This is a genomic window from Rhodococcus sp. S3 (assembly GCF_058211795.1).
In genome coordinates this window covers 4,763,553-4,782,173 of the sequence record NZ_CM177074.1, presented here as the reverse complement: position 1 = coordinate 4,782,173, position 18,621 = coordinate 4,763,553, and the positions used below count along the sequence as shown (strand labels likewise).

The following is an 18,621-nucleotide window of genomic DNA, read 5'->3' as shown; positions in this document are numbered from 1 at the left end:
TGGCTGCGACAGCGTCAACACATCCGGCCCGTCGAGTGAACGGGGTCAGAACTCGATCTCGATCGGACCCGAGTCGGGACGTGCCTGGCATCCGAGGATGTACCCCTCGGCGATATCCGATGGGTCGAGGATGTCCGACTTCTCCATCACGACCTTCCCCGAAACCACTGTGCACGCGCAGGATCCGCACTCACCCGATCGGCAGGAGAACGGCACGTCGACACCGCGGTCGAGCAGTACATCGACGAGAGTGTTGCCGCTCGGCCACTCGAACCGATGCGACTCGCCGTCCAGGTGCACGACCGTCTCCACCGCAGAGGCGGGATCGTCGTCGACGAGCGGCGCCGGTGCTTCGAAGGGGTCGCCCGAAAGCGAGACGAACACTTCCTGATGGAAGCGCTCAGCGGGAACATCTGCCGCTCGCACCCCTTCGGCGACGCCGTCCATGAACGGGCCGGGGCCACAGACGAACACCTCCCGTGTGGTGTGCTCCGCCGCCAGTGCCGCGAACCTCTCGCGTGAAGGGATGCCGTGCACGTCGTCGAACCAGTAGTGGATCGTCAGGCGGTCGTCGAACTTCGCGGCGTAGTCCTCGAGTTCGCGGTGGAAGATCACCGACTTGCGGTCGCGATTGGCGTAGATGAGAACGACCGACCGATCGGACCGGAGCAGGGCCGTCTTCAGGATCGAGATGATCGGCGTGATGCCGCTCCCTGCCGCGAACAGCAGGAAATCGCTCGTGAAATCCGCCGGCGTGAAGCGGCCCGAGGGCGGCAGAACGGTGAGGGAATTGCCCGGTTCGACGTTGTCGCACAACCAGTTCGAACCGTATCCGCCGGAGGTGCGTTTGACGGTGACCTTCAATTCGTCGTCGATGCCGGGAGCGCTCGACAGCGAGTACGACCGGGCGACATGTCCGGTGCGGTCGCTCGGTATCCGGACGGTCAGGAACTGGCCGGGCCGGTACGCGAACAGTTCACGAGAGTTCTCCGGCGTGCGCAGGACGATCGACTTCGAATCCGGGGTCTCTTCGATGACGTCGATGACGGTCAGTTCGTATCCGACACCGACGGTCTGCAAGGTGCTCACTCTCGGTCGCCTGCGCTCTCCGTTGACTACGTTGTTCTCGTGAATTCGACTGTGTGATCAGGAATCCGGACTCAGGACAGGGGTACGTGCTGCTTCTTCTCGAACCCCGTGTACCCCTCGTCCGCGGCGCGGGTGCACCAGTCGGAATAGCGTTGGAAACCACCGACATACATCAGCAGGGCCCGCGGCTTGCCGGGGATGTTCGCACCCGTGTACCAGGAGTCGGTGCGGGAATGCATCGTGCGCGAGGCAGTGGTGTCTACTTCGGCCGCCCACTCGCTCTCCTGCGCGGGGGTGGCGCCGAAGCGGGAGATCTCGTTCTCCTCGAGATGATCGATGGTCCGCAGGATCCAGTCCACCTGCCACTCACCCGTGGTGATCATCTGCGCCAGGACGGAGGGGCTGCCGGGGCCGTGCACCATGAACAGGTTCGGGAATCCGGCCGTCATCAGACCGAAGACGGTCCTCGGTCCGTCGGCCCAGTGATCGGCGAGTCGCGCTCCCTCGACGCCGGTCACGTTCATCCGCAACATCGAACCGGTCATCGCGTCGAAGCCGGTGGCGAAGATGATCACGTCGAGGTCGTATTCGGACTCGCTGGTGCGAAGACCCGACTCGGTGACCTCCTCGATGGGATGGGTCCGTACGTCGACCAGGCTCACGTTGTCGCGGTTGAAGGTCTCGTAATAGCCCGAGTCGATGCAGATCCGCTTACCGCCGATCGGATAGGTCTTCGGGCACAGGAGCTCTGCGGTCTCCGGGTCGTGGACCATGGACCGGATCTTGTTGCGCACGAACTCGGCGAGGATCTCGTTCGCCTTCGGATCGCTGGAGGTATCGGTGAACGTCCGGATGAACTCGAGTCCGTTCCGGGCGTTCCACGCCCGCTCCATGACCTCTTCGCGTTCTTCTTCGATGTAGTCGAAGATCGAACGCTGCTCGGCGACATTGCTCATGAGCACCGCGCCGTGGGTGCCGAGGATCTGCTTGCGTCGCTCGGGATAGTTGGCCTTCCACTCCTGCTGGTATTCCGGATCCAGTTTCCGGTTGCGCGAGGGAAGGCTGAAGTTCGGGGTCCGCTGGAAGACCGTGAGGTGCTCCGCGACCGCAGCGACCTCGGGGGTGATCTGGATGCCCGTGGAACCGGTACCGATCAGACCGACGCGCTTGCCGGTGAGGTCGACGCCCTCCTTGGGCCACCGCGAGGTGTGGTACGCCTCGCCGCGGAAGCGATCCAGCCCGGGCCAGTCCGGGACGTTCGAGACGTCGAGGCTGCCGGTCGCCGCGATCACGTGCCGGGCAACGAAGCGGTCGCCGGAGGCGGTACCGACATGCCATTCGTCGGCGGACTCGTCGAAGGTCAGTTCGTCGACGCGGGTCTCGAAGCGGATGTCCTCACGCAGGCCGAAGCGATCGGCGACATGGTTCGCGTATGCCTCGAGGTCCGGTTGCGGCGAGAAGTGCTCCGACCACGACCATTCCTGCTGGAGATCGTCGTCGAAGGAGTACGAGTACTGCATGGACTCGATGTCCACGCGGGCGCCGGGGTAGCGGTTCCAGTACCAAGTGCCGCCCACGCCGTCGCCTGCCTCCAGGCACACGGCCAGACGGCCCTGCTGACGGAGACGGTGAAGCGCATACATTCCGCTGAAGCCCGCGCCGATGACGACGATGTCGAAGCGTTCGGCGGTACGGCCGGCTTCCGGGGTCGAGGTGGACATGCTCCTCCAAGGATCGGATCTCCTTCAGCGGCGCGAGGCGGCCTGCTGAGGAATTCGGGGGTGGGGACCGCTACCCGAGCAGGGAGCCGCCGTCTGCGACGATGTCGGTGCCGTTGACGAAAGACGCGTCGTCCGAGGCGAGGAAGACCACGACGTTGGCGGTCTCCTGCGGGTCGGCCTGGCGCTTGAGGCCGGTCGGGGCCTCGGGGGAGCCGGTGGTCGGCGACATGTCGGTGCGGAGGTTGCCGGGCAGCACCGCATTCACCCGAATCTTCGACGGTTCGAGCTCGATCGCTGCGGTCCGTGTCAGTCCGCGCAGCGCCCACTTCGACATGCTGTACGAGCCGTGCCCGGCATAGGACGTCGTTCCGGCGAGCGACGAGACGTTCACGATCGAACCGCCACCGCGGGCGCGCATCGCGGGGGCGACGGACTGGATGCCGAGGAACGGTCCGCGCAGGTTGACGGCGAGGACCTTGTCGAGGTCGGCGACGGTCTCGTCCTCGAGGAGTTGCTTGCGGTAGATCGCCGCGTTGTTGACGAGGACGTCGAGGCCGCCGAAGGCCGAGGTCGCGAGGGCGACAGTGACGGCCCAGTCCTCCGGGGAGGTCACGTCGAGGTGGGTGTGGACGACGGAGTCTCCGAGGTCGTCGGCGACGGTCTTCGCCAGGTCGTCGAGGACGTCACCGATCACGACCGAGCAACCTTCGCGCGCGAGTGTCCGGACGATCCGTTCGCCCTGTCCGCGTGCGCCACCGGTGACGATCGCGACCTTTCCTTCGAAGCGGTGCGGCATGATTCTCCGATTCCGGGATGCTCGTGGGTCAGCTGGTCAGTGCTCGCCGGATGGCGGCGATGTAGTCGGCGTCGATCCGCTGGGAGATCGCAGCCTGCGGGAACACTCCAGACGATCCGTGGAAGGTTCCGGGGTAGAGATGCAGTTCGGTGGCCACGCCGGCCTGCGTCAACCGCTGGGCGTAGTCGATCCCCTCGTCGCGGAGCGGATCGAAGGAGGTGACCGCGATGTACGCCGGGGGCAAGCCGCTGAGGTCGGTGGCCCGTGCTGGGGCGGCGTATGCCGAGGTGGCGGTCCGGTCGGCGTCGGCCCCCAGATAGTGGTGCCAGCTGTCGATTCCGTTCTGCCGGTTCCACAACGGGGAATCGATGTACTCGGTGGCAGAGGTCGTGAGCAGGCGGTCGTCGAGGACGGGGGAGTCCAGCGCCTGAAATATCACCGCGGGACCACCGGTGTCGCGGGCCTCGAGCGCGACCGCCGCGGCGAGTCCGGCGCCGGCGCTGATTCCGGCGAGGACGATCCGGGTCGGGTCGATCCCCAGGTCGTTGTCGCCGGCGACCCAGGTCAGGGCGTCGAACGCGTCGTCGAACGGTGTGGGGAAGGGGTGTTCCGGAGCGAGTCGATAGTCGACGGAGACCACCACCGCATCCAGGCTCGCGGCCAGTGCCGACGGAACCCGGACGTCGGTTGCGGCGTCGCCGAAGACGAACCCGCCGCCGTGAAAGTAGACGACGCACGGGAGTGGTTGCGCGGTACGGTCTTCCGGTTCGAACACGACGAGGCCGATGTTCGATCCGTCGGTTGCGGGCGCGGTCCGGTGGTGCACTGCGACGCCTGCGGGTACGGCCGTCATCGGATCTTCGGTCCTCATGGACCGGATGACTGCGCGCGCCTTCTCGGCGTCGGCGACGTCGAGTTCGGGGAGGAATCCCATCATCGGCCGGTATTCGGGATCGACGGCGTAGGACATCGATTCCTCTCCTTGTGCGCTAGGAACGAGTGCTCCGGTCGATCGCAACCGGAATTGTGTGACGTGACCGCGATCACTGGGGCTGAGAGAACTGTAGCCATTGGCTACTTTCTCGTCAACCATCAATCGTGACGTTTTCCAAAGCAGGCTCGTATCGACTCAGAAAGCCGACATGTCGTACGGGTATTTGTTGGTAGCCCCGCCGTCCACGATCATCACCTGGCCGGTGATCGTCCGGGCCAGGTCGCTCACGAGGAAGGTCAGAGCGCTGGCGACGTCGGCCGGCAGCGTCAACCTCTGGAGCGGAATCTGGGTGCGGGTATTCTCGAGTGCGTCGGAGTCGAGCACTGCCGAGATCCGCGGTGTGACGACGAACCCGGGAGCCACGGCATTGACGCGAACACCGTACGGCCCCAATTCGATCGACGCGGACCTGACCAATGAGCCGAGTGCTGCCTTGTAGACACCGTAGGCGGCGTGCACCGGAGAACTGCCGATACCGGAGACCGACGAGACGAACGTGACGGACCCTTCGCCGCGGTCGCGCAGCCGACGACCGAAATGCCGCAGCGCGAGCACCGCGTGACGCAGGACGATGGACTCCTCCCAGCTCCAGTCCTCGTCGCTGATGTCGAGAAGGGAGCCGTAGCGCGCCATGCCGATGACGTCGACGACACCGTCGAGCTCACCGACCCGCTCGGCCAATGCGGCCATCTCGGCGTTGTCGGTGGCATCGACCTGCTCCGAGGTGGCCCGGGAGCCGATCTCGGTGCGCACCGCGTCGGCACGGGCCCGGTCCACGTCGACGACGATCACCTCGGCACCGAGCTGGGCGAGGGCGTGGGAGACCTGCCGTCCCATTCCCTGCCCGCCGCCGAGTACAAGATAGCGGCGTTGTGAGAGGTCGAATCGACTGCGGTAGTCGATGATTCGGTCGCTGTCGGCGGAGCCGTGCGACGGTGCGGAATCCTGGGGCATGTGTACTCCGATCGAGAGGACAGGCGGCCTCGAGGCCGTGGAGTCATGGGCGTGGCCCCGATGCGTACGGATGCATCGGGGCCACGATCGGTACGTGTCAGACCATCTTCGGAGCCGGGGCAGGCTCCTCGACCGGGTCCGCGTCGACGGATTCGGCGTCGCCCGTGATGAGCGAGGCTTCGGGTGCAGCGCTGCTGTTGCTGTTCGGCATGGTGGCGATCACCACGATGCCCAGGAGGGCTGCAGCGCCGACGACGCCGGAGGCGGCGTAGGGATTGCCCGTGATCGCGGTGAACTTCCCTGCGAGATAGGGGCCGAGGCCTCCACCGATCGCCGAGCCGAGACCGAATCCGATGGCAGCGCCCGTGTAGCGGACCGCGGCGGGGAATGCCGACGTGAGCGTCGCGTAGACGGGGACGGCGGATGCGCCGGCCAGGCCGACGAGGAGCATGTGCCCGCCGGCGGTGACGATCAGGTTTCCGCCGGTGGCCTTCATGAAGTACATGATCGGGAACATCGAGACCAGGATGATGCCCAGGCCGATGACCATGGTGTTCCTGCGACCGGCCCTGTCGATCAGGAAGCCGGCACCGAAACCGATGACGACGGCGAAGGTCGATCCGGCGGTAGCGATCCAGGCGGTGACGCCCGGTGCCATATCGACCTGCTGCTGCAGGAACAACGGCATGTACGCCGGAACCACATACCCGATCGCGAGGACCGAGGTGCTGAGTGCGATCACCCGGAGCAGGGTCGCGGGGTACCGCGTGACGACCGAACGCACGGGGGAGGACTGGACCTTGTGCGCACCGGCGAGTTCCTGGAAATCGGGCGATTCCTCCAGACGCTTGCGCAGATACAGCACGTACAGCATCAACGGCAGCGACATGAGGAGCGGAATCCGCCAACCCCAGTTCGCCATCGTCTCCTCGGACGTCAGGGTGGTGGTGAGTGCGACGGCCAGGGGAGCGAGAGCGCCACCGAATGCGAATCCCACCGGGGTCATCGCGCTCAGGATGCCGTAGTTCTTGGCGGAGGCGTGCTCGGCAACGAAGGTGGCCGAACCCATCTGCTCGCCGCCGGCGAAGAAGCCCTGCAGCATGCGGGTGAGTACGAGCAGGACCGGGGCCAGGATTCCGACGGTGGCATGCGTCGGCAACAGGCCCATGAGGATGGTTGCCCCGCCCATTCCGGAGATCGTGACGATCAGAGCGAAACGACGGCCGTACCGGTCACCGATCCGGCCGAAGACGATGCCGCCGATGGGGCGTGCGAGGAATCCGGTACCGAGAACCGCGAGCGTGCTCAGGACTCCGGCCGCGGGGTTGTCGCTGGGAAAGAACAGAGGCGACAGGTAGGCGATGAGGAAGGTGAAGACCATGAAGTCGTAGGCCTCGACGGCAGTTCCGAAGAAGCCTGCGAGCGATGCCCTGCGGGCCACGCTCGGTGACGGCGCGATCTCGGGTGAGTTCATATCGATCCTGTTCGGTTGTGTCCTCCGGTGTGTGTCCACCGGGAAAGTTCGGCTCCGACTCGGTGCGGGCGGTCTCGTGAGCGGACCGCGCAGACGTCGATGCCTCCGCATCGGGCGGAGGCGTATGCGTCTCCTATTCGGAGCAGCGTCCGGGTTTCCGGCATCGATGTGGCGGTGACGCGGTCGCACCGAGCCACCGCCGACCCAGTGACTGCCGTCACAGTAGCCATTGGCTACGATTGCGTCAATATGTGTCGGCATGTTGTTCCGCCGAGCAGGATGACAGGGCGTCGGAGATTCGCAAAGATGGGATGCGACATCGGAACACCGATCGGTCGCCGTCTGCACCGGCGAGCGGATTCGTCACGCGAATCCCGCTGTCGCCGATCATGATAGGGTCTGCGCCATATGGAGCACCTCAGTGAGACCGCCGCCTTCGCCGACGACGTCTGGACCACGCCACAGGTGGCGAGCTTCCTGGATATCAGTCGTCAGGCGATCAACAAGCGTGTCCGGAGCCGGAAGATGCTCGGATATGCAGGCGACGGGGTGACGCTCTTTCCGGTGTGGCAGTTCGACTCCGAGACCCACACGATCCATCCCGAGGTCCCCGAGTTCCTCGCGGTCTTCGACGAGGACATCGAACCTGCTGCCATCGCCCTGTGGGCGATCACGAAGGTCGACGGATTCGATCGCACTCCCGCCGAGTTGCTGCTCGACCCCGAGACCAAGGACGACGCGCTGCGGCTGGCCGGCACCTGCACGACCGGCTCGATCGAGGAACATCCTGCGCTGCAGGCCGAGCCCGACCCCGAAATCGCGGAGAAGAAGGTCGCCGAGTGGAGACCCACCCGGCCAGGGGCGTCCGGAGCGCAGGAGGCCATCCTTCGCGCCGCCGCGGATCTCTTCGCGCGTAAAGGCCCTGCGAAGGTGACGCTCCGGGAGGTCGCTGCCGAGGCGGACGTGTCGTACGGATTGATCCACCGTTTCTACCGCACCAAGGAGAACCTGCTGGTGGCGGTGATGGAATTGCTGGTCGGCTACGGCGGCGACCGCCTGACCGCGGAGAAGGATGCCTACGACGCGATCGACAACTCCATCGGCGCAGACCTCGACGCCGGTCAGTTCGGCCGGATGCTGATGTGGTCGATCTTTGAGGGCATCGAGCCGGACCGGCTGCTCGGCGAAGCGCGGTCGCGTGGATACCGCCAACACATCGAGGCGCTGTGGAAGAACCCCACCCCGCCGCAGATCCGGGGCGAGTTCGATCCGAGCGTGCTGGCGGCGCTGGTCGGTGTCATCGGCTCGGTGTGGGATCTGTACGAGCCGTACATGATCGAGCTCTCCGACAACCGGTGGCGCAGCCGCGACGACCTGCGCCGAGAGGTCAGCGACCTGCTCAAGTTGCTCGTCTACGCCGCTCGGCCGGACCGCTGACCGAAGAGAAAACGCAAGAACAGGCGGACGGCCCCCGAAGGGATCGTCCGCCTGTTCCGTCGAGAGGGCGTTGTCAGGACGGCATCAGCAGCACACCGCGGTCGAGCCTTCCGTTACGGGCGTCGTCCACGAGGGACTCGAAGCTCTCCAGCTCGTAGGTCTTGGTGACGAGCTCGTCGAGGAGGAGTCGGCCGGACCGGTACATCTCCACGTACTTCGGGATGTCCGCGCCCGGACGTGACGAACCGTAGCGGCATCCCAGCACCGAGCGGTCCATGTAGAAGGTGGTGGCCGGCACCGACAGCTTGGCCTCGGGCCCGGCGACACCGAGCATGATCAGTTGCCCGCCCCAGTCGAGCATCTCCATCGCCTGGCTGGTGATGGCCTCCCCGCCGACGCAGTCGAAGACGTGGGCGGCACCGCCGTCGGTGAGCTCCCGGATCGCGGCAACGGTGTCGCCGGCGGTCGCGTCGACGAAGTGGGTCGCGCCGAACAGGCTGGTCTTCGCCTCCTTGTCGGGGTTCGTGTCGATGGCGACGATCGTCGTGGCCCCGGCGATGCGGGCGGCCTGGATGACGTTGAGGCCGATGCCACCGGCGCCGATGACGACCACCGAGTCGCCGGGAGCGACACGAGCACGGTTGAACACCGCTCCGGCGCCGGTGAGCACCGCGCAACCGATGAGGCACGCCGTCGACAGCGGAACCTCCTTCGAGATCGGCACTGCCTGCCCGGCCTTGACGACGATGCGCTCGGTGAAGGTCGACAGCGCTGCGTAGTTGTGGATCGGGGTGCCGTCGAGCTCGAAGGGGGTCTCCCGGTTGCCGAACGAAGCGCGGCACATCGTCGGACGTCCGGAGGTGCATGCGGTGCACTGACCGCAGGTCGCGAGCGTCGACAGCACGACGTGGTCGCCGACGGCGGGCGTGCTCACGCCGGGCCCGACGGCCTCGACGATGCCGGCGCCCTCGTGTCCGAGGATGACGGGTGTGGGGAAGGGGATCTTGCCGTTGACGACGCTCAGGTCGCTCTGGCACAGGCCGCTCGCGACGATGCGGACCTGGACTTCACCGGGGCCGGGGTCGCGGACGGTGACACCGTCGACCAGCTTGTTGACGGTGCCGTCGAAGACGATCGCTTTCAATTCTCGACCTCGCTGTCGATGGAACCCACTCGGGCGGTACGCGGAAGCACGGCGGGATGCGGGTGGGAAACGAAGGGGTGGTGGGAAATCCGGGGCCACCGCGGTGGCACCTGTATCGATGTCGGTGATGCTATGGCCGGCGGGTCCGGCCGTCAAGCATGGCGTCGACACCGCCTCCAACTGGTGAAACGACGCAAGTTCCTCGACTTGTTGACGCAAGCGTAGCCAATGGCTACAGTGATGCCAGTCACGACACGGGGTTGCAGTGACCTCGGCGATCGGGCAGAGAGAATCTGCTCGGACGCCGGGTGAAGCAGGTGTGCCCACGCATGCCCGTCGATTGCGATCCGTGAACGCCCTCGTCGTGGAAAGTCTTCCGCGCAGGTGCCGAAAGAGCTTCTGTTGCAACATTTCAGGAGGATGAAATGTCACCCATGGCCTTATCGATGAAGCCGACGGGGTGGTTCCAGATCGGTTGGTCCACCGACATCCAGGTCGGCGACGTCAAGCCGCTGCGGTACTTCGGCCACGACCTCGTCGCCTACCGCACCGAGAGCGGCCGTCTGGTGGTTCTCAACGCGTACTGCGAGCACCTCGGCGCTCACATGGGCCACGGTGGCACGGTGGCCGGCGACGACATCCGATGTCCCTTCCACGGCTGGCAGTGGAGCCCGGAAGGTCGCAACACCTGCATCCCGTACCAGAAGGCCACGAACCGGGTTCGCAGGATCGGTACCTGGTCGACCGTCGAGCGCGACGGGATCATGTACATCTGGCACGACGTCGAGGGACGCGACCCCCTGTACGACGTTCCCAGCATCTTCGACCTGTTCCCCACCTGCGGTACGGCGGACGACTACCACGAACTGGGGGAGGCCGGCTGTTTCCAGAGCGACGAACTGCCGATCCACCCGCAGTACGCCGCCGAGAACGGCGTCGACTTCGCGCACTTCAAGTACGTCCACCGCGCCGACGAACTTCCCACCGTCGTCCACCGCGAGTTCGGCGACATCGATTTCAAGACCGAGCTGGCCCTGAACTTCAAGCGCCGCGGTGCCGACGGTGCGTACGAACTCGTCGAAGGCCGTACCCGCGCTTCGCTCCTCGGCCTCGGGCTCGGTTTCTCCCACGCCGACGGCGTCGGCTCCATCTGCTCGCTGACCGCGGTCACTCCCGTCGACGACGAGCACTCGATCGTGCGGTTCTCCGCGTGGGCGAGCAAGGAGGACGGCGAGGACGAGACCCGAGTGGCCAAGCGACAGCGGAACGCCGTCGGACAGCTGAAGGCCGACATCGCCATCTGGGAGCACCAGCGCTACACCGAGCCCCCGGGTCTCGCGACCGCCGAGGCTGCGGGCTTCCGCGACATCCGTCAGTGGGCCCGCCGCTTCTACCCCGAAGGTCACCTCGGCAGCGGTGACGCCGAGCAGACCGCGGGTACCGACGAATTCCAGGCAGGAAACGCCTCATGAGACCGACCCTGACAGAAGAGCACGAGGCCTGGCGCGCCGAGATCCGGGAGTTCCTCGACGCCGAGCTGCCGAAGGAACACGCCTTCAATCCCGAGTTCGACGACGCGCCCGAACAATGGTCCATCGCCGTCGAATTCAGCAAGAAGATCGCCGCCAAGGGATGGATCGGCCTGACCTGGCCGAAGGAATACGGCGGCAAGGGGTTGACCCCGATCTTCAATCAGATCTTCCTCGAGGAGCTGTACGCGGCCGACGCCCCTCTGATCAACTCTGTCGGCATCTTCCTTGCCGCCGGCACCATCCTGGTGGGTGGCACCGAGGAACAGAAGAAGCGGCTGCTGCCCGACATCGCCAACATGCGCACCCTCTGGGCCGAGGGTCTGACCGAACCCGGTGCCGGTTCCGACCTCGGCTCCCTGCGGACCAAGGCCGTCAAGGACGGTGACGACTGGGTCATCACCGGCGAGAAGGCATTCACCTCCTGGGGACCGATGTCGGACGTGCTGTACGTGGCCGCCCGCACCGACCCCGAGGCGAGCCTGAGCGCCGGCGTCAGCATCTTCGTCGTCGACCTGAACAGCCCCGGCGTCACCCTGCACCCGATGCGCAACTACGGCGGCGGCGTCCAGTCCAGCACCTTCCTCGACCATGTCCGCGTGCCGGCGTCCTCGCTGATCGGCGAGGAGGGCAAGGGCTGGCAGTACATCATGCGTGCCTTCTACGCGTCGGGGACGGTCGAACCGATCTACGCGATGCAGGAAGCGCGGCTGCGCGACCTGCTCGAGTACTGCAAGGCGATCCCCGGCAAGCTCGACGACCCGCACGTGAAGGCCGACCTGGCCGAACTCGCCGGCATCGTCCAGACCCAGCGTCTGCTCGCCTACGAGATCATCGGCGACAACGCGCATGGCCGCCAGACCCCGTGGGGCGGTGGCGTCCAGCAGGTCGCCGCCAAGGAGTACGAACCGCTGTTCGCGCAGATCTACGACCGGGTGCTCGGCCCGACCAGCCAGCTGCGGTCGGGATCGTCGTACGCCCCCCTCAACGGAAAGCCCGAGGCGTGGTACCGGCAGTCCTTCGCCAACCACGCCGGCGGAACGTCCCAACTCAAGCGGATGGTGCTCGCGACGCGGGGCCTCGGCCTGCCCCGATAGGAGCTGAAGATGGAATTGGCATGGGGCGAGGACTTCGCTGCCCTCGCAGATGTGAGCAAGTCGGTGTTCGCGCGGTACTCGCCGCTGGAGGACCGATCCAACACGGTTCCGTTCGCGGACCAGGTCGCGCAGTTCGCCGAACTCGGCTGGCTGCAGCTCGGTGACCCGACCGGCGCTGACGCCGACAGCCCGTCGCTCGCGACGATCGCCGGCATCTTCGTCGAGGCGGGACGGGCGCTGGCCGCCACTCCGTTGCTCGAACTGACGATGTCCCGCGACACCGCGCTGGTGATCGGCACCGACGAGGCAATCGGCCTCGCCAAGCGCATCGGCAACGGCGAGGCCGTGGTGGTCCCGGTGTTCCCGTCCCCCGAATGGGGTTCGGCGGTGACCTACGAGAACGGCACGCTCGACGGGGTCGCGTTGGCCGTGGACCACGCGGGCGACGCCGACAGCTTCCTCGTGTACGCATCCGGTTCGGAAAGTGTTGTGGCGGTGGTGGAGGCGAGCTCCGCGACTGCTGTCGAGGCGATGCCGAACATGGGCGGGTACCCGATGTTCGCGGTGACCTTCGACAAGGTGCCGGTGGCCGACGGTGCCGTGCTGGCCCGCGGCGCCGACGCCGACCGTGCCGTCGAGGTCGCAGAGCAGCGCGGCGCGGTGCTGCGCGCGGCACAGCTCTACGGTGCCGGGCTGAAGCTGCTCGACATCACTGTGCTGTACGCGCAGCAGCGGCACCAGTTCGGTGGACCGATCGGACGCTTCCAGGCGGTGCAGTACCTGTGCACCGACCTCGCGATCGCTGCGCACTTCACCTCGGTGCACGCCCGGTCCGCAGCCGCCGCCCTCGACGCCGGTCTCGATCCGCAGCCGCACATCGGTCTGATGCGCAAGCAGGCGGCGAAGGCCGCGCAGGAGATCGTCCACTCGGCGCACGAGGTCCACGCCGGTATCGGATACATGATCGAATCGAACGTGCACCTGTTCACCGACGCCGCCAAGCGCTGGCAGTTCGATTTCGGTTCTGCCGCACGCAACGACGCCGACATCGTCGATGCTCTCGACCGCATCTACACCGGGACCGGCCGATGAGCTACATCGACTACCGCGTCGACGACGCCGTCGCCCTCATCAGCCTGAACCGTCCGGACCAGCACAACGCGCAGGACGCATCGCTGTTGCAGGACCTCGACGCCCGCTGGCAGGAGGCCGCCCGCGACGACGACGTCAAGGTGATCGTCGTGCGTGCCAACGGCGACAACTTCTCCGCCGGCCACGACCTGAAGACCGTGGCCCCGGGGTACTTCAAAGAGGGCAAGACGACCCTCGAGAGCGCCTACGGCTGGGAGACCGAGCACTATCTCGGTTTCTCCCGCAAGTGGCGCGACGTGCCGAAGCCGTCGATCGCAGCGGTCCAGGGTGCCTGCGTCGCCGGGGCTCTCAACGTCATCTGGCCGTGCGACCTGATCGTCGCGGCCGACAACACCTATTTCAGCGACCCCGTCGTGAAGTTCGGTGTCGGTGGCGTCGAATACCACGCGCACACCTGGGAACTCGGTGCTCGTCGCGCCAAGGAGATGCTGTTCACCGCCCGGAAGCTCACCGCGGCCGAGGCGTTCGACGCCGGCATGGTGAACCGCGTCGTCCCGCTCGACGAACTCGACACGCAGACCATGGACCTCGCGCGGGAGATCGCGCAGATGGATCCGTGGGGACTGGCCACCGCCAAGCGTGCCGTCAACCAGACCCTCGACATCATGGGTCAGCAGGCGGCCCTGCAGTCGGCCTTCGACATCCACTGGCACGGGCACGCGAATGCCCTGTTGCGCACCGGATATCCGCTCCTGACGCCCGGCCCGCTCACCTCGAAGACGAAGGAGGAGAACTCGTGAACTCGGACATCGCGCCGAACGACGCAGTCTCCCTGTGGGATCTGCTGGCCCTGCGGGCCGAGACCACCGGCGACGCCGTCGCCCTCATCGACGAGCACGATCGCCGCATGACCTTCGCCGAGGTCGTCTCCGTGGCCGAACGCGTCGCGGCCGGTCTGCTGGCCCGCGGCATCGAACCCGGTTCCACGGTGAGCTGGCAGCTGCCCACGCGCATCGAGACCGTCGTGCTCAGCCTGGCGCTGTCGCGTCTCGGCGTGACCCAGAACCCGATCATCCCGCTCTACCGGGCACGCGAGGTCGGGGCGATGGTCGCCCAGTGCGAGTCGGAATGGCTGATCACCCTGGGAGAGTTCCGCGGCTTCGACCACGGCGCCATGGCCGAGGAGCTGCGTGCGGCGAGCGGTGACCGCCTGAACCTGCTGATCGTCTCCTCCGAACTGCCCGACGGCGACCCGGCCGGCCTTCCTCCCGCGCCGGTCGGCCGTGAGGAGGTGCGCTGGATCTACACGACCTCCGGAACGACGTCGGCGCCCAAGGGTGTCTGCCACACGGACGGCACGCTCATCGCCGGCGGCGTCTCCCTCGCCGATGCGATCGGTGCGTCGGCCGAGGACGTCGGCACCATCTTCTTCCCGTACGCGCACATCGGCGGGCCCGACCTGCTGATCGCCTCGCTGACCACCGGCATGTCGTTGACGCTCATGGAGGTCTACGAGCCGCGTGCCGCCGTGGACCTGATGCGTCGTGCGGGCGTGACCATCACCGGTGGTTCGACCCCACATTACGCACTGTTGCTCGAGGAGCAGCGGAAGAATCCGGGCGCTCGCGTGGTGCCGACCCTGCGCATGCTGACCGGCGGTGGAGCGCCCATGCCGGAGAAGCTGTTCCGCGACGTGCTCACCGAGATGGGCATCCCGATCCTGCACGCCTACGGCATGACCGAATGCCCGATGATCACCTCGGCGCGGATGAGCGACAGCATCGAGCAACTGGCCACCACCTCCGGTCGTCCGGTGCTCGGGTGCGAGGTGCAGATCCGCACCGAGGAGGACGACGTGCTGCCCATCGGCGAGGTGGGCCGGGTGTGGCTGCGCGGCCCGATGTTGTTCAAGGAATACCGCGCCGACGGCGAGATCATCCGTCCCTTCGACTCGGACGGCTGGATGTTCACCGGCGACACCGGCAGGCTCGAGGCGGAGGGTCATCTGGTCCTCGTCGGCCGGGAGAAGGATCTGATCATCCGCAAGGGCGAATCGATCAGCCCCACCGAGATCGAAGAGGTCCTTGCGGCGCATTCCGCCGTCGCGGACGTCGCCGTCATCGGCCTTCCCGACGACCGGTCGGGTGAGCGCATCTGCGCTGTCCTGCAACTGCACGAGGGTACAGCCGATCTCGACGTCGACGAGATCCGTGCGTACTGCCGGGAGGCAGGTATCTCGCCGGCGAAATTCCCCGAGGACATCGTGATCGTCTCGGAGATGCCGAAGACCCCGACGATGAAGATCCGTAAGCAGCATCTCCGGCAGTCCGTCATCGACCAGCGGGCACTGTCCGGCGCGGCCGTCGACTGACACGGCCCCCGTGCCCGCCCCCGAATCCGAGAATTGGAAGTTCCCATGCCAGGACGTAGCTTCATAGAGCGCGCCGTCGAGTGCGCCGACACCAATGCGTTGCGGATGGCGCTGTACCAGGCGACCCGCGACGCGGAGATCGCCGCGATCACTCCCGAACGCGCATTCGGCCCGACGACGGACGCGATCGTGTTCTCCGACGAGGACACCGCGCTCATCCGCGCGAAGGCCGTCGAGTACCTGCTCACCGAACCGGACGAGTCGGCGCTGCCGGTCCCGTCGCGGGACGAGATCGTCGAGCTGCTCGAGATGGCGGAAGCCCGCAGTCTCGCACCCGACGATCTGATCATGCGGCACAAGCTCCCGGCCTTCTCCGACCTGCCCTATCAGGCACAATGGCACGGGGAGAAGGTGATTCCGGAGGGTTACCACGTCGCGATCGTCGGTGCCGGCTTCGCCGGTATCGCCATGGGTGTGCAGCTGGCGAATCTCGGCGTCCCGTTCACGATCTACGAGCGTCGCGTCGAGGTCGGCGGGGTGTGGAGCATCAACACCTATCCCGACGTACGCGTCGACACGGTGAGCTTCACCTACGAGTACGCCTTCGAGAAGAAGTACCCGTGGACCGAGTATTTCGCCCGACAGTCCGACGTGCGCGCGTACATCGACCACGTGGCGCACAAGTACGGCGTGTACGAGCACATCCGGTTCGGCTCCGACATCACCCAAGCCCGCTTCGACGAACCGACGCAGCGCTGGACACTGACCGTGCAGGGCGAGGAGTCCGTCACCGAGGTCGAGGCGAACGTTGTCGTCGCCGCCAGCGGTGTGTTCGCGACGCCGCGTGAACTCTCGGTGGAGGGAGTCTCCGACTTCACCGGTCAGATCGTGCACACCGCCCGGTGGAACGAGGACGTCGAGTACGCCGGCAAGAAGGTCGCCGTGATCGGCAACGGCTCGACGGGTGTGCAGTTGCTGTCGAAGATCGCCGAGAAGGCCGAATCCGTGACGGTGTATCAGCGCACACCGCAGTGGATCTCGCCGCGAACCAATTACGGCGTGCCGATCTCCGACGAACTGCAGTGGCTGATCCAGAAGATGCCGTTCTATTGGAACTGGAACAAGTACGTCGCCGGCCTGGCCACCATCGACCTGCGCAACGTGCTCATGCCGGACGCGGAGTGGATCGCGAACGGGGGGCAGATCAGCAAGCGCAACGACATGCTGCGCGAGATCCTGGTCGGCTACATTTCGGCACAGGTCGACGGCCGACAGGATCTCATCGACAAGCTGGTCCCGGACTACCCGCCGATGACGAGACGTCCGGTGGTCGACAACAACTGGTACGCCTCTCTGACCAGAAACAACGTCGAACTCGTCACGACCCCTATCGCGCGGATGACCGACACGGCGATCGTCACCTCCGACGGGGAGGCCCGCGAGACGGAACTCGTCATCGCCGCGGTCGGTTTCCAGACCGAGAAGTACATCTGGCCGACACAGTACTTCGGCCTCGGAGGTGTGACCCTCGAGGACGTGTGGACCGCGCAGGGTGCGCAGGCGCACCTCGGCATGACGGTGCCCGGCTTCCCGAACATGTTCATGCTGTACGGCCCCAACTCGCAGCCGGTGGCCAGCGGTGCGGGTCTGCCGGTGTGGTTCGAGGTCTGGACCGGCTACATCGCCGAGTGCATCGTGGGGATGCTCGAGAAGGGCCGGGCGTCGATGGTCATCCGCAAGGACGCCTTCGACGAGTACAACGAGCAGTTGCACGAAGAGGCCAAGAAGCTCATCTACCTGATGCCGAACTCGGCGATGGAGAAGAACTACTACGTCAACGAGTTCGGTCGGCTGCAGATGAACGCGCCGTGGAACGGCGAGAAGTACTACGAGCTGTGCGAGAAGCCGGACGAGTCGCACTACGACTTCACCGACGCGCAGTAACGCACTCTCCTCCGAAGTGAAGTTCACTCTGGAGTATCCCGGCGACGTCGCGGGTGCGGAGCCCTGCTTCCGCGAGGGCGCCGTGCTCGCCCGGATCGCCAGGGGCGCAGAGGATCACGGTTTCGAGGCACTGTGTCTCGCCGATCATCCGGCACCGTCTGCGAAGTGGTTCGACGCCGGCGGACACGACAGCTTCGAGCCTGCGGTTGCGCTGGCGTATGCGGCTGCGGCCACCACGTCGCTGAAGTTGATGACCAACCTCTACGTGTTGCCCTTCCGCAATCCGTATCTCGCCGCCAAGGCGTTGACGACCTTGGATCTGCTGTCCGGGGGACGTCTGGTCGTCGGGGTGGGGGCGGGATACCTGCGGTCGGAGTTCGCGGCACTGGGCGTGAACTTCGACGATCGCGCCGCACTGTTCGACGAAGCGATCGACGCCCTGCGCCGTATCTGGATGTCGCCGTCCACACCAGTGACCGGCAACGGTTTCGGCGGGACGGGGGAGATGCGTCTGTACGGTACTGTGCAGCAACCGCATCCACCGCTGTGGATCGGTGGGAACAGTCGTGCGGCGATCCGGCGGGTGGTGACGGCGGGGGAGGGGTGGTGCCCGGTCGTCGGGTCCGAGGAGATGACCTCCTCCGTTCGGACGGCATCGATGACGGGCGTCGACGGCCTGCGTCGCGCCGTGGGGCGCGTGCGGGACGAACTGCTCCGTGCCGGCCGGGACTCGGCACAGATCTCGATCCAGGTGGAGGCCCCACCGGTCGATGTCGCCGACTCCCGCTCCGTGATGCGGTTCGTCGAGCGCGCCGACGAACTGGCGGAGGTCGGTGTCACGCACCTGTGTGTGCATGCCGATGCCCGGTCGCTCGAGAGTGCGTCGGAATTCGTCGCGGGATTCGGGGAGCAGATCCTCCGGCCGCTGGCGGGTTGACGCCGGTCGTCCCCCCCCCGGCAGGTCCGACGTGCTCACACC

Annotated in this window: 15 protein-coding genes; 8 read left to right on the top strand and 7 right to left on the bottom strand. The window is 66.3% G+C overall.

Going from position 1 to position 18,621, the window contains the following annotated elements:
- Positions 1-45: 45 nt before the first annotated feature.
- The 6 genes from AC0LPE_RS22095 to AC0LPE_RS22070 all read right to left on the bottom strand — a co-directional run bounded on the left by AC0LPE_RS22095 (position 46) and on the right by AC0LPE_RS22070 (position 7,028).
- Positions 46-1,089: a 2Fe-2S iron-sulfur cluster-binding protein gene (locus AC0LPE_RS22095; RefSeq protein WP_490605240.1), complete on the bottom strand. Its 1,044-nt coding sequence runs from the start codon at positions 1,087-1,089 to the stop codon at positions 46-48.
- Between the two features lie 71 nt (positions 1,090-1,160).
- Complete coding sequence (locus AC0LPE_RS22090) at positions 1,161-2,810, bottom strand: flavin-containing monooxygenase (RefSeq protein ID WP_443209098.1); 1,650 nt, start codon at positions 2,808-2,810, stop codon at positions 1,161-1,163.
- 70 nt (positions 2,811-2,880) lie between these two features.
- On the bottom strand, positions 2,881-3,606 hold the full coding sequence (locus AC0LPE_RS22085; RefSeq protein ID WP_085470400.1) for an SDR family NAD(P)-dependent oxidoreductase: 726 nt from the start codon (positions 3,604-3,606) through the stop codon (positions 2,881-2,883).
- 28 nt (positions 3,607-3,634) lie between these two features.
- The gene (locus AC0LPE_RS22080) at positions 3,635-4,576 is read right to left on the bottom strand and encodes an alpha/beta hydrolase (protein ID WP_085470399.1); all 942 of its coding nucleotides are present in this window, start codon (positions 4,574-4,576) and stop codon (positions 3,635-3,637) included.
- Between the two features lie 159 nt (positions 4,577-4,735).
- On the bottom strand, positions 4,736-5,554 hold the full coding sequence (locus tag AC0LPE_RS22075) for an SDR family NAD(P)-dependent oxidoreductase (protein WP_443209097.1): 819 nt from the start codon (positions 5,552-5,554) through the stop codon (positions 4,736-4,738).
- Positions 5,555-5,651: 97 nt separating this feature from the next.
- Positions 5,652-7,028 (bottom strand): MFS transporter, encoded by a 1,377-nt coding sequence (locus tag AC0LPE_RS22070; protein WP_490605239.1) that lies wholly within the window; start codon positions 7,026-7,028, stop codon positions 5,652-5,654.
- Positions 7,029-7,436: 408 nt separating this feature from the next.
- Here AC0LPE_RS22070 and AC0LPE_RS22065 point away from each other — a divergent pair, with 408 nt between their 5' ends.
- Positions 7,437-8,465 (top strand): TetR/AcrR family transcriptional regulator, encoded by a 1,029-nt coding sequence (locus AC0LPE_RS22065; RefSeq protein WP_490605238.1) that lies wholly within the window; start codon positions 7,437-7,439, stop codon positions 8,463-8,465.
- Positions 8,466-8,538: 73 nt separating this feature from the next.
- Here AC0LPE_RS22065 and AC0LPE_RS22060 read toward each other — a convergent pair whose 3' ends face one another.
- Positions 8,539-9,609, bottom strand: coding sequence for a Zn-dependent alcohol dehydrogenase (locus AC0LPE_RS22060; RefSeq protein WP_490605237.1), 1,071 nt, complete (start codon positions 9,607-9,609; stop codon positions 8,539-8,541).
- A gap of 434 nt (positions 9,610-10,043) precedes the next feature.
- Between AC0LPE_RS22060 and AC0LPE_RS22055 the strand changes: the two genes are divergently transcribed.
- Genes AC0LPE_RS22055 through AC0LPE_RS22025 form a run of 7 tightly spaced genes read left to right on the top strand, consistent with a single transcriptional unit; the run spans position 10,044 to position 18,579 of the window.
- On the top strand, positions 10,044-11,081 hold the full coding sequence (locus AC0LPE_RS22055) for a Rieske 2Fe-2S domain-containing protein (protein WP_490605236.1): 1,038 nt from the start codon (positions 10,044-10,046) through the stop codon (positions 11,079-11,081).
- Complete coding sequence (locus AC0LPE_RS22050; RefSeq protein ID WP_160874609.1) at positions 11,078-12,235, top strand: acyl-CoA dehydrogenase family protein; 1,158 nt, start codon at positions 11,078-11,080, stop codon at positions 12,233-12,235. Before AC0LPE_RS22055 ends, AC0LPE_RS22050 begins: the two co-directional genes overlap by 4 nt.
- Positions 12,236-12,244: 9 nt before the next feature.
- Positions 12,245-13,327, top strand: a complete 1,083-nt coding sequence (locus AC0LPE_RS22045; protein ID WP_490605235.1) for an acyl-CoA dehydrogenase family protein — start codon at positions 12,245-12,247, stop codon at positions 13,325-13,327.
- Positions 13,324-14,127: an enoyl-CoA hydratase gene (locus tag AC0LPE_RS22040; RefSeq protein WP_490605234.1), complete on the top strand. Its 804-nt coding sequence runs from the start codon at positions 13,324-13,326 to the stop codon at positions 14,125-14,127. The genes AC0LPE_RS22045 and AC0LPE_RS22040 overlap by 4 nt, the downstream gene beginning before the upstream one ends.
- Entirely contained in the window at positions 14,124-15,698 is a 1,575-nt protein-coding gene (locus AC0LPE_RS22035; protein WP_218775636.1) for a class I adenylate-forming enzyme family protein, read from the top strand. Before AC0LPE_RS22040 ends, AC0LPE_RS22035 begins: the two co-directional genes overlap by 4 nt.
- Positions 15,699-15,743: 45 nt before the next feature.
- Positions 15,744-17,642: a flavin-containing monooxygenase gene (locus AC0LPE_RS22030; protein WP_490605233.1), complete on the top strand. Its 1,899-nt coding sequence runs from the start codon at positions 15,744-15,746 to the stop codon at positions 17,640-17,642.
- 16 nt (positions 17,643-17,658) lie between these two features.
- Positions 17,659-18,579, top strand: a complete 921-nt coding sequence (locus tag AC0LPE_RS22025; protein ID WP_490605232.1) for a TIGR03619 family F420-dependent LLM class oxidoreductase — start codon at positions 17,659-17,661, stop codon at positions 18,577-18,579.
- The last annotated feature ends 42 nt before the right edge of the window (positions 18,580-18,621 follow it).

Bases quoted from the DNA above. Each gene is read 5' to 3' on its own strand.
- AC0LPE_RS22090 (WP_443209098.1), bottom strand. From the start codon at position 2,810: ATGTCCACCTCGACCCCGGAAGCCGGCCGTACCGCCGAACGCTTCGAC.
- AC0LPE_RS22085 (WP_085470400.1), bottom strand. From the start codon at position 3,606: ATGCCGCACCGCTTCGAAGGAAAGGTCGCGATCGTCACCGGTGGCGCA.
- AC0LPE_RS22080 (WP_085470399.1), bottom strand. From the start codon at position 4,576: ATGTCCTACGCCGTCGATCCCGAATACCGGCCGATGATGGGATTCCTC.
- AC0LPE_RS22075 (WP_443209097.1), bottom strand. From the start codon at position 5,554: ATGCCCCAGGATTCCGCACCGTCGCACGGCTCCGCCGACAGCGACCGA.
- AC0LPE_RS22070 (WP_490605239.1), bottom strand. From the start codon at position 7,028: ATGAACTCACCCGAGATCGCGCCGTCACCGAGCGTGGCCCGCAGGGCA.
- AC0LPE_RS22065 (WP_490605238.1), top strand. From the start codon at position 7,437: ATGGAGCACCTCAGTGAGACCGCCGCCTTCGCCGACGACGTCTGGACC.
- AC0LPE_RS22055 (WP_490605236.1), top strand. From the start codon at position 10,044: ATGGCCTTATCGATGAAGCCGACGGGGTGGTTCCAGATCGGTTGGTCC.
- AC0LPE_RS22050 (WP_160874609.1), top strand. From the start codon at position 11,078: ATGAGACCGACCCTGACAGAAGAGCACGAGGCCTGGCGCGCCGAGATC.
- AC0LPE_RS22045 (WP_490605235.1), top strand. From the start codon at position 12,245: ATGGAATTGGCATGGGGCGAGGACTTCGCTGCCCTCGCAGATGTGAGC.
- AC0LPE_RS22040 (WP_490605234.1), top strand. From the start codon at position 13,324: ATGAGCTACATCGACTACCGCGTCGACGACGCCGTCGCCCTCATCAGC.
- AC0LPE_RS22030 (WP_490605233.1), top strand. From the start codon at position 15,744: ATGCCAGGACGTAGCTTCATAGAGCGCGCCGTCGAGTGCGCCGACACC.